The organism is [Clostridium] symbiosum (genome assembly GCA_036419695.1).
GTDB classification, from domain to species: domain Bacteria; phylum Bacillota; class Clostridia; order Lachnospirales; family Lachnospiraceae; genus Otoolea; species Otoolea symbiosa_A.
The window spans coordinates 111,841-125,073 of sequence record CP143946.1 but is presented as its reverse complement, the minus strand read 5'-3'; the positions used below and the strand labels follow the sequence as shown (position 1 = coordinate 125,073).

The 13,233-nt window shown below is 44.4% G+C and carries 14 protein-coding genes; 1 reads left to right on the top strand and 13 read right to left on the bottom strand.

All coding sequences use genetic code 11. The features are described 5' to 3' along the window. Positions 1-19: 19 nt before the first annotated feature. From V3C10_00665 to V3C10_00635, 7 genes are all read right to left on the bottom strand, one after another. A complete protein-coding gene (locus V3C10_00665; protein WVP62372.1) occupies positions 20-1,201 on the bottom strand; it encodes a YgeY family selenium metabolism-linked hydrolase in 1,182 nt (393 codons plus the stop codon). A gap of 137 nt (positions 1,202-1,338) precedes the next feature. Further along, complete coding sequence (gene dpaL, locus V3C10_00660) at positions 1,339-2,538, bottom strand: diaminopropionate ammonia-lyase (GenBank protein WVP62371.1); 1,200 nt, start codon at positions 2,536-2,538, stop codon at positions 1,339-1,341. A 361-nt stretch (positions 2,539-2,899) separates the two neighbouring features. Next, positions 2,900-3,448 (bottom strand): hypothetical protein, encoded by a 549-nt coding sequence (locus tag V3C10_00655; protein WVP62370.1) that lies wholly within the window; start codon positions 3,446-3,448, stop codon positions 2,900-2,902. Positions 3,449-3,480: 32 nt separating this feature from the next. Beyond that, complete coding sequence (locus V3C10_00650) at positions 3,481-3,996, bottom strand: N-acetyltransferase (GenBank protein ID WVP62369.1); 516 nt, start codon at positions 3,994-3,996, stop codon at positions 3,481-3,483. Further along, the gene (locus V3C10_00645; GenBank protein WVP62368.1) at positions 3,971-5,752 is read right to left on the bottom strand and encodes a sigma 54-interacting transcriptional regulator; all 1,782 of its coding nucleotides are present in this window, start codon (positions 5,750-5,752) and stop codon (positions 3,971-3,973) included. Before V3C10_00645 ends, V3C10_00650 begins: the two co-directional genes overlap by 26 nt. A gap of 217 nt (positions 5,753-5,969) precedes the next feature. Then, on the bottom strand, positions 5,970-6,494 hold the full coding sequence (locus V3C10_00640) for a DUF6147 family protein (protein WVP62367.1): 525 nt from the start codon (positions 6,492-6,494) through the stop codon (positions 5,970-5,972). Positions 6,495-6,496: 2 nt separating this feature from the next. Next, positions 6,497-7,309, bottom strand: coding sequence for a DUF4367 domain-containing protein (locus V3C10_00635; protein ID WVP62366.1), 813 nt, complete (start codon positions 7,307-7,309; stop codon positions 6,497-6,499). Between the two features lie 233 nt (positions 7,310-7,542). Here V3C10_00635 and V3C10_00630 point away from each other — a divergent pair, with 233 nt between their 5' ends. After that, complete coding sequence (locus tag V3C10_00630) at positions 7,543-8,610, top strand: undecaprenyldiphospho-muramoylpentapeptide beta-N-acetylglucosaminyltransferase (protein WVP62365.1); 1,068 nt, start codon at positions 7,543-7,545, stop codon at positions 8,608-8,610. Here V3C10_00630 and V3C10_00625 read toward each other — a convergent pair. From V3C10_00625 to V3C10_00600, 6 genes are all read right to left on the bottom strand, one after another. Further along, a complete protein-coding gene (locus V3C10_00625; GenBank protein WVP62364.1) occupies positions 8,600-9,148 on the bottom strand; it encodes an RNA polymerase sigma factor in 549 nt (182 codons plus the stop codon). The two genes, V3C10_00630 and V3C10_00625, sit on opposite strands and share 11 nt — an antisense overlap. 9 nt (positions 9,149-9,157) lie before the next feature. Next, positions 9,158-9,580, bottom strand: coding sequence for an HIT family protein (locus tag V3C10_00620; GenBank protein WVP64549.1), 423 nt, complete (start codon positions 9,578-9,580; stop codon positions 9,158-9,160). 2 nt (positions 9,581-9,582) lie between these two features. Next, complete coding sequence (locus V3C10_00615) at positions 9,583-10,212, bottom strand: rhomboid family intramembrane serine protease (protein ID WVP62363.1); 630 nt, start codon at positions 10,210-10,212, stop codon at positions 9,583-9,585. A gap of 97 nt (positions 10,213-10,309) precedes the next feature. After that, positions 10,310-12,193, bottom strand: coding sequence for a DUF6382 domain-containing protein (locus tag V3C10_00610; protein ID WVP62362.1), 1,884 nt, complete (start codon positions 12,191-12,193; stop codon positions 10,310-10,312). Positions 12,194-12,208: 15 nt separating this feature from the next. Continuing rightward, positions 12,209-12,763 carry a hypothetical protein gene (locus V3C10_00605; GenBank protein ID WVP62361.1) on the bottom strand — a complete coding sequence of 185 codons (555 nt, stop codon included), beginning with the start codon at positions 12,761-12,763 and terminating at the stop codon, positions 12,209-12,211. A 26-nt stretch (positions 12,764-12,789) separates the two neighbouring features. Next, positions 12,790-13,224: a prepilin peptidase gene (locus V3C10_00600; protein WVP62360.1), complete on the bottom strand. Its 435-nt coding sequence runs from the start codon at positions 13,222-13,224 to the stop codon at positions 12,790-12,792. Between the last annotated feature and the right edge of the window lie 9 nt (positions 13,225-13,233).

Genomic DNA, 13,233 nt, shown 5'->3' with positions numbered 1-13,233 from the left:
TCAAACAGATGATTGTGTTTTATTTTAAAAGCGCTTCCATAACCCCATAGTAGCACTCTGTTACTTTTGTAAGCTGATCAAGTTCAACGTACTCGTTCAGTGTATGGGCCAGATTTTCTTTGGACGGCCCGAGGCCAAATGTTTTAATGCCCGCCTCACCCGCGTAGTGGCTGCCGTTGGTGCAGAAATTGTACTGTGTAATTTCAGGGGTAAATCCCTTTTCCTGCAGCTTCTTATAGACGTCCTGAACAAACTCGTCTTCTTTGTCATATAACCATCCCGGGAAGAACCGCTCTCCCTCGATCTCATTGCCCGTATGGCACTTTTCTTTCCCCAGCGCATAGGAGGCCTTTACCTTTAACTGCGGGTCTTCCGCCATCAGTTTTTCAAGCAGCTCATTGATGGGGGCCAGGACGCTCTCTTTCGTTTCGCCTACGAGAAGACGTCTGTCATAGGTTGCGCGGCAGTACTCCGGTACTACGGATGCCCCGGGATACGGCGCGGATTTGATATCCGTCAGCTCCAGAATTCCGTCGCCCAATACCGGGTGGTGGGTCGGTGTAAGAGTGCGGATTGCCTCGATGACCTTTGCCATCTTATAGACCGCGTTAATTCCCTTTTCCGGATTGGCCGAATGACACGGTTTTCCAAAGGTTTCAACCACAATCTCGGCTCTTCCCCTCTGTCCAATCTTCAGGTTGAGCTCGGATGCCTCACCGATCACTACGTAGTCCGGACGGACGTTTTTACTGATTTCCCTGGCGGCAACGCCCTCAAAGCACTCCTCGTGCACCACGCCCGCCACATATATTTCTCCGGCAAAGTCTTTTTCCGTATCTTTCGCAAAACTGGAGGCCGCGCATGTCATTGCCGCCACAGCGCCCTTCATATCACTGGTTCCTCTGCCGTAAATCTTTCCGTCATGGATTTCCGCTGCAAACGGGGGATGAATCCACTCTGTTTCCTCTGTAACGGGTACTGTATCAATGTGGCCGTCAAATAATATCTTCCTGCCCGGTCTTTTTCCTTTGATGCAGCCGATGATGTTGCCATACTTATCCACCGTGACCTCGTCAAATCCCATCTGCTTCATGTTTTCCGAAAGAACGCTCACCACTCCGCTCTCCTCGCCGGAATAACTCTTCTGCTGAACCAGTTTCTGACACAGTGAAATTACCTGCTCTTCTCTCTCTTTATCCATTATCCTGTCCTCCTGCTTTGAATTCTGTTATTGCCTTTGAATGCCGTTATTGTCTTTGAGTACCAATATAGCCTTTGAATTCCGTTATTGACTTTAACAACTGCTATTGACTTTGATCGCCGATACTGTTATGTGTTTTACTTTCTGGGATATGCTCCGTCCCAGACGATTGATTTATAATTTTCTTTGTCCGTGTCCCCCTCCGTACTGAAGAATAACACTCTGGAGTTTTCATCCAGTTTCAGCTTTGCCCTCAGTTCGGCAAGTGAAGGATCCCTCATAATCTCTGCTACACAGCCAAAGGCGGATGCTCCGCTCTCTCCCGATATCACCTTCGTGTCTCCGGCCTCCGGGTTCCCAAGAAGTCTCATTCCCTGTGCCGCCGTGTAATCTGGACACGAGATAAAGTTGTCGGCGTAATCTCTCAGGACGTTCCAGCCGATGCTGCACGGTTCTCCGCAGGCCAGTCCCGCCATGATGGTATCCATATCTCCCGTCACAAAATGGAGGGTTCCGTCTGCCGCTTCCGCCGTCCTGAAGATACAGTCGGCCTTATTGGGCTCTACAATTGTGATAATAGGCCTATCCTCGCCGTAAGCCGCTGCAAAAAATCCTGCCACCGCCCCGGCCATGGAGCCAACTCCGGCCTGTAAAAAAATGTGGGTCGGTTTTTCGGGAAGCTGTGTATATGCCTCATATCCCATCGTTCCGTATCCCTGCATAATCCAGCCGGGAATATCCTCATATCCTTCCCATGCCGTATCCTGGACCATCACCCAGCCCTTCTGATCCGCCTGCGTGTTGGCAAGGCGGACCGCTTCGTCATAGTTTAAGTCGGTTATGGATGCATCTGCCCCCTCCGCCCTGATATTCATCAGGCGTTCCTCTGCGCTGCCCTTCGGCATGTAAACAACAGATTTCTGCTGTAACTGTTTTGCGGTCCAGGCAACTCCACGGCCATGATTGCCGTCTGTTGCCGTTACGAATGTGATGTCACCCAGTTCTTTTCTGACCTCTTCAGAAATCAGTTTATCATATGGCATTTCAGTAATGCTCTTGCCCAGGCGTTTCGCCAGGTAATTGCCAATGGCATAACTGCCGCCCAATACCTTAAATGCATTCAGCCCGAACCGGTAGGATTCATCCTTAACATAAATGTTACCAAGCCCTATTGCTTTTGCCGTATTTTTCAGTTCTACCAGGGGTGTCTCTCTATATACCGGAAAGCTCGCATGGAAACTTCTTACTTTCTTTGCACTCTCAAGATTCAGGAAATTCAGGTTAAACTTTGGGCCTGCTTTGCGCTCATATTGAACAACTTTAAATTCCTCTCTCATTACATTCCTCTCCTTTGGGTTTATTCACCTTTATTTAAAGCAATCTGCGTGCCAACATTTACACCAAATCATAACCTTTTCTCTCCTTTCTCTTTACATTTGTGCATAATATCTAAAACCATATTGGAACAACCCACTAAATACGTTGGCCGTTTAGTGAATTTTATCATAAATAAAAACGCACCAAAATCTCGGAATTGATTTTAATGCGTTTTTAAACTATTTCTTTCTTTTTTGACGCGAATTAAGATGAATTTTTATCCGTTTTTTCATTCTCATTATGAGAATTTTTCTCAATTCGAGAATTCATTTTCTCATTATGAGAATTCCTTTGTGCTGCCACACTAAGGAGCCATAATTTTTATTGCATCGGAAATTTTATGATTTTATTGTTTTTTATTATTCCAATACGTTCCATATCACTCCGTAAAAAATTCTTAGGTTCATTATAATCTTCAAACCCGCTGGGTGAACAAATATCTCTGTTCATCCGCCAGCAGTGCGCCGCCTGAAATTTCCTCTCCTTATCCAGAGATTCAGGCACATAGTACATATATTCAATTGCTTTATTCAATCCTGCCACCGGTTTTCTTCCGTGCGTCTTTGTCAATACAGGCGGTCCTGCAATATTGAAGTAGGCGTCTATCTCCTCCCTGGAAAATCCTTCCATATACATTCCAGCTTCAATCCCCTCTTCCACCAGCTTCGGGAGGTTCTTCCACTCCGATGCTTTTATTCCGCTCATAACAATCCCAAAACGGTTATTGGCGTTTACTGCCACCAGAGTGTTGCAGCCCTCATATTTAACCCTGTGAACTTCCCAGCAGAAAAACAAATCTTCAGGCTCTCCATATGATTGTTTCGGGAGCTTTAACGTTTTCTGCAATGGTATCGTGATTCCTAACTGCATCTTTCTCCTCCTTAATATTCCGAAACATTCCGTCATCCGGCCAGATACTGATATGCAATTCTCGGACTTCCGTCTTCCATATAAACAATACCGCATTTCTCAAAACCGTTTTTCTCAATCAGGTGCTGCATCGTGAGATTATTGTGATGTGTGTCGATTCTCAGGTTGGCAATTTGAGATTTGCAAAAATCGAGGCACTTCTCAAATACCCCTTTTGCTACACCGTCCCCGGCAATGCGGTGAATGGTTCCATAAACCTCGTCATTGAGCCACGCACCGTCTTCTATATAAGTGTAGATTGGGTCGTGGCCAATGATGAAGGCAAAAACTCCGTGTATTTGAGTCCTTTTTAAATCCTCCGTCTGAGCCTCATCATTTTCCGTATACACATAAAGTTGGCCCTTTTCGATATCTTCCTCCAGAAGTTGTCTCGGCGGATGATTTTTCCCCCACTGGTCCGGATTTCCGTTGGCCTCCATATAATTTCTTGCTTCCTGGTAAATTTCCATTATCCTGTTTAAATCATCGTATTTTGCCAGACGTATCATCCATTCCCTCCACTTTCCGATACAAAGTCGCCAGTCCAATTCCCAGTTTTTTTGCCGCCTGCTTTTTCCCCTCCGTATCATTGCCGCAGAGACGCAGAGCCTTCAGAATTTCACTGCGTTCCAGCTCTTTGAGAGGAATCACCGCTTCCTGTAACGCCGTGTCATTCTGTATAACGGTTCCCGTTTCCGTCTGCGGTTCCGAAATATTGGCCGGCAGCGTCCCCGTATCCAGAACGCCGTCCTCCTCCATCATATTAATCATAAATTCAACCGTATTTTCCAGCTCACGGATATTTCCGTACCAGGGATACTCATAGAGGCGGTCCATCGTCTCCTCGGATATTTTTAAGAGATTCTTATCGAACAGGCTGGCATAGCGGTTGGCAAAATAGTAAACCAGATCCTTAATATCCTCGCGCCGTTCCCTTAATGGGGCAATCTTAAGCGGTATGACATTCAGCCGGTAATAAAGGTCCTCCCTGAATTTATTGTTTGCCATCATCTCTTTCAGATCTTTATTGGTCGCCGCAATGATTCTGACATCAATCGGAATCACCTGATTCGAACCGATACGGATAATCTTACGTTCCTGTATTACCCTCAACAGCTTAACTTGAAGATAAAGAGGCATATCTCCTATCTCATCCAGGAAAATCACGCCTTTATTAGCCAGTTCAAACTTCCCCATACGCCCATTCGGATCAGCACCGGTAAACGCGCCCTTCACATAACCGAACAATTCCGACTCCAGGAGCGGTTCCGGAATTGCTCCGCAGTTGATGGCAATAAAACGGTTTTCCCTCCGGTCGCTTGCCTTCCAGATGGCAGTCGCCACCAGCTCCTTTCCCGTTCCACTTTCTCCGGTAATCAGGACGGTGGAGGTGCTCCGCGCTATCTTTTTAATCTCTTCCTGCATTTGAAGTGTCTGCGGGCTGGTTCCTATAATATTAAATGTACTGAGAGGATTAACTGTGTTCGTAATTTCATAAAACCGCTCCTGCATTACCCTGGTGCTCTCAAATATCAGTACCTTGGAGTACCGTCTGGGATCCTGATCCAGATCATAGAGATGGCCCATAACAAAATATTCCTTGTCATTTAACAGCACCTTAAATTCATTCTGACGGCTGAAGTTATCACCGGTCGGTGTGACAACCGCCATCTGCCCCTCCGGCATATCGATAGAAAGCTGCCGTTTGGCCGGTTCGTTTGCCATCGTAACAACATTATCGCCGCCCAGAATTAAAATGCCCTTCTCCACATGGTTAATCACACAGTCCAGGGCATCCAGCAGCACCGCCCTCTTTTTGGACTCCGTCAATTCGCCTGCCTTCACTGCGATGAAATCTGCAATCTGTTCCAGGAGTTCCAGATACATTTTTTCATTGGAAAGAACCCGCTCTTTTTGCTCCAGACTGCTCCCTACCAGGCCAATTACTCCAATAATCTCACCACCCAGCCGGATGGGCATGGAAATCTCGATTTCTTCACTGCAGCTGTCCTTTTTCGGACATTTCTGGCACAAACGCTCTTTGCCCGGGTTGTAAATAATTTCTACACTTCCCGTACGGAGCAGGTGCTCATAGACATATCCCTCCTGAGCCATATCCTCATTAACATGCTGTTTGAAAAGCCCTGTTCCTGCTACACGGAATAGATTCTTGTCCACAACCTCCACTTCCACCTGGGCGATTTTGGACATGATATCTGCATATTTCATTACTGTTTCCTGGATTTCTAGGAGGATACTTGGCATGGGAGGGAGGTCCTTTCTTGTGGAGTGGGAGATTTATTAGTTGTCTGAGTAAAAACAATTAGATTAAGCCGCCTATGAATTAATACCTTTATATTATTTACAATAGGATAAATTGTCAATAAACATTTACTTACACTTACTTATCCACTATTACCTAGCATAAAACGTTTAAGCTGTCGTGGAAACCACGGCAGCTTAAACGTTTTATGCAAGTCTATTATTTAGTAATCTGAATACCTTGAGTTTTTGATGTGTAACCTTCATATTCTGTTCCAAGATATACTGCGTGAAAACCGCGTGCCCTATATGTACCTGATTGTACATTTTCAACATCTACTCCATTTATTAATATAACCAAATCCTCCTCTGGATTATCTTCTTTAAGAGCCTCGAATTCATAAAAAAAGAGTTCTTCCCAATCTTCCGTGGTTTTGTTCCACTTCTGAAAAGAAATACCATTACAAATTCTGTCGCAAGGAACATGAGCCCATGTTTCAACAGTCAACGCTACTTTTCCCTCTCCCTTGTCCACTATACTAACTATCCCAGTAGATATAATATCGCCTCTCGTTTGTCCAGTAGAGCGATCTATGCTTTCTGGAAGAATAGCAGACGCTTCATCATTATTCTCTTGAATTTTCATACCATTCCAATAAAAAGTTTCAGATGCATATATTGGCATTACATTAATACACATAAATATAATAATACATACTAGTATCCTTTTCCATTTATCTTTCACGTTCAATCTTCTCCTTTTTCTAAATATAAATTCTCAATAATTTTATCAAAGTCTTCCCGTTCCATAATCCCCGCTAAATAATAGTATGAATTCTGTCTTATAAACTCAGCACTGTATTCTGTCTCCCCCTCATTTGTAATTCTCTTTTGAACTTCAATATATTGATTAATCCACTTACTAAAGACCATATCTTTTTCTTTTCTATCTGAAATGATATTTGTAGAATCCGTTACGTCCTTTATCTTTTGTTTTATAAAAAAACTGTTGCCTTGATAATCAAAAGTCATAGTCGCAGCTTGCTCACTTATATATGTTTTTGAATATACCATACCTGAAGGCATCCAAGCCATACGTATAGCCACTATTCCAATCTCTTCTTCAATCTCTAAATAGGCATCTTCCAGCTTTCCCGTTTTATCGACATTTCTGTCATTATCTAGAACCACATCATTTCTAATACTCGGCCTTACTGTCTTCCTATAAACAAAATATTTCTTAGCCCCAGCAGTGATAGTCGTCGCCAACAAAATCATCACAATAACTCCGGCCACCATAGCAACTTTAAAAATCGGCTTAAGCCTGCGAATCTTCCTGAATTTCTTTTCAGGAGTGCTATCCCTGGTGTATCTCGGCTCTATTTTTTCCAACAACCGTTCAAAACCATCTTCTGGTTCCGGAGGTATCTGGCTATCGTCTATTTCAGTCTGTGCGCGCTGAAACCTCTCCAGGAGCGTTTTATCGTCCATTCTAAATGACTCTTTCAGAAGCTGATCCAAATCATATTCTGTTTTGTGTCTGTCCCGGTCCTTGCTCACTGTTTGCCTCCTGCTTAATCATAGCTATATGATAATCTCTATTTTTTTCCATGGCTTTTCCCGCCGCTTTCCCTGGCTTTGGGGTTGACTTTTTGTCATTTAAGTTTACTATACTAATATAAATATTAATTTAGTATAATAGTTTAGTCGTCCTGCGGCCTGTCGCTGCAGGCAACATTCCACTGTTCGGAAGTTGAGTTTGCCGGACGGTTAAATTTATGGAGGAAAACCCTATGAAAAAAATCATCCTGACCGGAGGCGGTACAGCCGGCCATGTCACCCCCAATCTTGCCCTTCTACCGTCTCTTCAAAAAGAAGAATTCGAAGTACGCTACGTTGGTTCCTACAATGGGATCGAACGCCGTCTGATTGAGGAGACTGGTATTCCCTATGACGGAATTTCGTCCGGAAAACTCCGCCGTTATTTTGACATCAAAAATTTCTCTGATCCCCTAAGAGTCCTCAAAGGTTATGCAGAGGCTCTGAAAATTATAAAAAAATTCAAACCTGACATTGTATTTTCAAAAGGAGGGTTTGTCGCCGTCCCCGTAGTCTTAGCCGCCAGGCATCATAAAATTCCTGTGATTATACACGAATCAGATATGACACCCGGCCTGGCCAATAAAATATGTATTCCTTCTGCTAAAAAAGTTTGTTGTAATTTTCCTGAAACATTGAAGTATCTCCCTGAAGACAAAGCTGTGTTAACCGGCTCTCCTATTCGTGAAGAGCTCTTGAGCGGCGATCGCCTGGCTGGGCTGCAATATACCCATCTGTCCTCCAGTCGTCCGATTATCCTGGTAATTGGAGGCAGTCTCGGTTCTGTGACCGTAAACCAGGCGGTCCGCAGCATTCTTCCTGAACTGTTAGAGCATTTCCAGATTATACATATCTGTGGCAAAGGTAATCTGGATGAAAACCTGATTGGCAAAGAAGGTTATGTTCAGTATGAATATGTAGATAAACCACTGAGGCATCTCCTTGCTGCTGCTGATCTTGTTCTTTCCAGAGCGGGGGCAAATTCCATCTGTGAAATTCTTGCTCTCAGAAAACCGAATATTCTGATTCCGCTTTCCGCCGCCGCGAGCCGCGGAGATCAAATCCTGAATGCCAATTCCTTTGCAAAACAGGGCTTTAGCACCGTTCTGGAGGAAGAGGCGCTGACAGGCGACTCTCTCCTGCAGGCAATTACCGAAACCTATAAAAACCGCCAGGCCTTTATAGACAAAATGGCTGAAAGCCAGCTTAATAACGCTGTTTCTACTATCATCAACCTGATCGATGAATGTATCAACGCTTAAAATAGCCGTCATCAATCAAACCGGCTTCCAGAATTCTTTTGCGCAACTCTTTTCTGGCTCTTGACAACCGGGTTCGGCAAACCGTTCCCGGTATGTTCAGGATTTCACATGTCTCTTCTGTCGACAATTCCTGTATTACTCTGAGAAGAATCACATCACGCCAATCCTTCTTCATACCCTCAACAAGTTTCCATATTTCACGGTACATTTCATTATCCATAATATAGGTTAATGTATCAGCTCCAAGCAGTTTGGTCATAAACAGAAATTCCTCGTCCTGAGCGTCGATGCTCGTTACACAACGTGAATTCTTCCTGTAACAATCTCTCCATCTGCTGTATAATATCTTGATAAGTATGGTTGTCTTCAGTTTTGCATCCCAATCCATTGGATAACGATAATAGTATCCCATGATTGTGTCATGCACTATATCTTCAATGTCATCATAATGTACGCCTATACTGGCGGCAAACCTTTTCAGTGGAACAGAGTAGTCTTCGTAAAGTTCCTTTAAAAGCCTGCGTTCATCCTGCCGCATACATGTCTCCTATGATTTCATTGCTTCTTTTAAGCTGTTACTAATTTCAGCAAGTTCCGTTGAATCAGCATTCCCCGGCGTCCAGGTGACCATAGCCGGTCCGCCTTCGTATCTTGGAATGATATGCACATGAAAATGAAAAACTGTCTGTCCTGCTGTCTCCCCATTATTCTGCACCACATTAAATCCTGAACATCCCAGAACCTTTTTCATTGCTGCTCCGATTTTACCGGCTAGCGGAAGCACCTTTGCTGCGACTGATTCATCCAGTTCACAGAGATCTTTAAAATGTTCTTTTGGCAAGATCAGGGCATGTCCCCTGGATGCCGGACCCAGATCCAGAATTACTCTAAAATCTGAATCTTCGTACACTGTGGCTGATGGTATCTCCCCTCCTGCGATTTTGCAAAAAATGCAATTGTTATCTGTCATTTTCACCACTCCTTATTTTCTGCATTATATATGCATCTTTTATTTTTACCAGGCTTTCTATAAAAAATCATGCCCAGAAAAATACCAATTATCAGGCCGCCCACATGCGCAGCGTTGTCTACTCCGACACTCGTAAAACCGTGATAGAGCGTTACTGCAACCAGTATCATCAACTGTTGTGTGCTCAGGTCTTCCAGACGTCCCTTGTTTACAGCCACAGCATACACAAGTCCGCCTACAACACCGAAAATAGCCCCCGATGCTCCAGCCGAGACAACATAAGACCCTCTACCTATGTTGACAGCCAAAGACACGATATTGGCCCCTACACCACATAACAGGTAAAATATAAGATATTTCACCTTGCCCAACGCCCGTTCCAGGTTATCCCCAAGAACGAATAAAACCAACATATTATTGATCAGATGGCCAATTCCAAAATGCATAAAAACAGAAGTGAGCAGTCTGTAATATTCCTTGTACCGCAATATAAGAGGTGCATACATAGCCCCCCGCTCAACCATAAACCCCGTATTTAATGAAGAGCCTGTTATCTCCAGGAAAAGAAAATAAATCACATTAACTGCTATAATAGTTCCGTTGACATATGCTTTTTTTCTATAATTATTCATATTTGCACATCCTTCAATGGCACTATTATAGCACAGCAATTACCGTTCTTCTATGGTATTTTTGAAAAACTCCGTATTGATGTAAATCGACATTTTTCTACATCTTTTTTAAGTTATCTGTAACGCTTTTTTGACCCTGTTGCATCTCTGCGAACCGGTATTTTACTTCGGCAATTGAAATAATATCACCATCCCGGATACTCACCGTCTCATTCGCCTGGAGCTTGTACCCCTCTACCGTTGTTCCATTGGTTGAATTTAAATCTGTTACGATGTATACGCCCTCCCTTTTGTCAATCCGCAGATGCAGTCTGCTTACCGTGGGACGGGAAAGACAAAAGTCCGCCAGCTCAGCATGTTTCCCGATTACAAATGGCAGGTAGGGTATCTCAATGCGGTTCTCATTCTCCCCCATACTCACAAGAACCGGGCCCGCTGACTGCCCGGCATTCTCCGAGAGAAGAGCCGTCCCCTCCTCCCGTGAATGCCGCTCTTCCCGTTTTCTTTCTTCCATCATTCTCTGACGGTATTCCTCCTCACTTTCAGGTCGAAGAAGGAACTCAGTCCCCGCTATTGCATCCTGTTCGTCATACCGGCTCTTGTCTCCTGCTTTTTCTGTTCTTTTTCCGGTCGTCCGGTGAGCAGGACTTTTATTTGAAATTTTAGAGTCCCCTACTCCCGGCTCTTCTTTAACGTGTGCCGACAAAAACTTCATAAGGAAAATAATCACCGCTCCTGCTGCAAGCCATCCCCCATATCTTCCAATCCCCTCTGTTCCGGTAAAATACCATACCCCAAGCTCTGCTCCTGCTAAAAAAGCTAAAATCCGCAGAAAATCTTTTATCCTGATACGGCCTCGACCTTGTTTTGGTTTTTCTCCATCCTGGATTTTTTTTGGGTTTTTCTTTCCCCGCTCCTGTCTTCCAGTTTTGTTTTTCTCCGTATGACATTTTTCATTTCCGTGATATCCCGTGCAGAATCCTCTCTGATTGGGTGATGGCATACAGGAATCTTCCACATGAGGTGATTTTGCTTGAGAAGGTCTCATATATGGCGGTTTCATATACGCTGCTTCCATATATTGTTCTTCCTCATATGACTTTTCCGGATATGATTTTTTCGCATAAACACTTTCCGTATACGGTTCTCCCGCATAAGATCTTTCTGAAAATAGCCCTTTTGTATAAAGTCCCTCCATGCCTGATTCTTCCTTACCTGAGCCAGCTAAATAAGCTCCTTTCATATAAGTTCCCGCTCCATAAGTACCTTTCATATGTGATGCTTGTGAATCTATTTCACTATCCTGCTGCCGGGCTTCATACGCCTCTGTCTCACGCTCCTCAAAACTGTTTTCCGGCAGACAGGGGGCTCCATTCCACCCTGTTTGCCCGGGGCCGCCTCCTTTTACCGCTCCACCTTTTCTCCGGTTTCCAAAGACTCCATCCCCGGCTCCTGTCAGGTGCCGCAGCAGATCCGCCATTCCATAGTTCTCCCGCAGGCTCTCCTGATACAGGTTATAAGCCATAACTACGCCTTCCCGGTCTTGATGGTTTATCTTTTCTAACAGGTACTGCAAAAGTCCTGAGAGGACTTCTGGAAAGTTACAGGAATACCCGGGCAGGAGGCAGAGATAGACTGTAAAGCTGTCGGGATCTATATAGATAAAATCCGGATCCAGGAGTAATTGTTCTTCTTTCAAAAGGAATTCCTCTATCCTTACCGTCACAGCGGAAATTCCCAGCAAAAGGGAGCGGAGTTCCCCTCCGCTTATTTTTCTCTGTTCCAGCAGCCTCTTTAATGGCTGCTTTGATGTTATCTCATAATAGAACTCCCTTTTCTCCTCATACTGCCTCACTCTGAATTTCAACAGGCCTTTAATGGAATTTGCCGCAAGCATACGGCATTCATATCCCCCTCCCGGTCCAAGGGCATCCAATATCATGTAATTATGATTGACCTCTCTCTGATAACGAACTTCCACCTGTCATTCCCCCACCTACACTCCGGCTGCTCTTAGCAGCCGGAGAAAATTCTCAGGATCAAATTTTTTGACCGATATATTTGTTTCTGTTTTATCCTCTGCCCCACCTTCAAGCCTGTTCCCTGCTTCCCTCAAAGCAATACGACCGCCACCACACCAGAAATAGCCCCTGTAATCCTGCTGTGCCCGGATTTCCAGTTCCCGTGCCGACTGTCCTTCCTCCAAATGAACATACCGTTCCAACGCCTCCTGTAAAACCATGTTTCCCGTCACACGCGCATGAATCTCAAACACGCCCGTTAACAGCGATGCAATGAACAGGAACATAGCCGACATGACCAGAGCCGCTTCCACTGTGAGACTTGCTTCCAGACATAGAATTCCGGTTTCTAATCCTGAATTTTTTATTCTCCCGGCTTTTTTACTTACTTGATTATTTATTTGATTATTTGTTTGATTATTTGTTTGATTATTTGTTTGATTATTTGTTTGATTTTTTATTCGATCCTTGTTTTGATTCTTTACTCGATCCTTGTTTTGATTTCCCATGTTATTATTGTTTTTTACCATAGTATTAACTCCCCATTAAGCACCGTCTATCCCACCGCTATCCTGCAAAACGTCAGCCAGAACCAGGCAGGAATAACAAACGGGACGAACGGCAGGCGCATTTTTCCTGCATTGATGCCATGGGTAAAGCCCCAGGCAGCCATTCCCAGACTGCATGTCCCGCAGAATAGAACACTGCAGACAAAAAGTGTAACCGTCTGTGAGAAACCAAGATAACAGGCGGACACGATAAAAAAGCAGCCGTCCCCGGCTCCGGCGGCCCCTCCTGTACAGATGGTCAGGATCAGCAGCAAAATACCGGGCAAAAATGCCGCCATTCCTGCCCATCCGTTTTCCGAACCTGAAAACAGGCTCAAGAGTCCCACACATCCAAACACTCCAAAAATCCACACGGGAATCTTTTTTATCTTCAGGTCATACCAGGCAGACGTCAGTAAAAATATGCTGTATATCAGCTCCATGTACTCATC

What these genes read in the sequence shown, in the direction of transcription:
- V3C10_00665 (WVP62372.1), bottom strand. Translation starts at nt 1,201, where the DNA reads ATGGATAAAGAGAGAGAAGAGCAGGTAATTTCACTGTGTCAGAAACTG.
- dpaL (WVP62371.1), bottom strand. Translation starts at nt 2,538, where the DNA reads ATGAGAGAGGAATTTAAAGTTGTTCAATATGAGCGCAAAGCAGGCCCA.
- V3C10_00655 (WVP62370.1), bottom strand. Translation starts at nt 3,448, where the DNA reads ATGCAGTTAGGAATCACGATACCATTGCAGAAAACGTTAAAGCTCCCG.
- V3C10_00650 (WVP62369.1), bottom strand. Translation starts at nt 3,996, where the DNA reads ATGATACGTCTGGCAAAATACGATGATTTAAACAGGATAATGGAAATT.
- V3C10_00645 (WVP62368.1), bottom strand. Translation starts at nt 5,752, where the DNA reads ATGCCAAGTATCCTCCTAGAAATCCAGGAAACAGTAATGAAATATGCA.
- V3C10_00630 (WVP62365.1), top strand. Translation starts at nt 7,543, where the DNA reads ATGAAAAAAATCATCCTGACCGGAGGCGGTACAGCCGGCCATGTCACC.
- V3C10_00625 (WVP62364.1), bottom strand. Translation starts at nt 9,148, where the DNA reads ATGCGGCAGGATGAACGCAGGCTTTTAAAGGAACTTTACGAAGACTAC.
- V3C10_00620 (WVP64549.1), bottom strand. Translation starts at nt 9,580, where the DNA reads ATGACAGATAACAATTGCATTTTTTGCAAAATCGCAGGAGGGGAGATA.
- V3C10_00615 (WVP62363.1), bottom strand. Translation starts at nt 10,212, where the DNA reads ATGAATAATTATAGAAAAAAAGCATATGTCAACGGAACTATTATAGCA.
- V3C10_00605 (WVP62361.1), bottom strand. Translation starts at nt 12,763, where the DNA reads ATGGTAAAAAACAATAATAACATGGGAAATCAAAACAAGGATCGAGTA.
- V3C10_00600 (WVP62360.1), bottom strand. Translation starts at nt 13,224, where the DNA reads ATGGAGCTGATATACAGCATATTTTTACTGACGTCTGCCTGGTATGAC.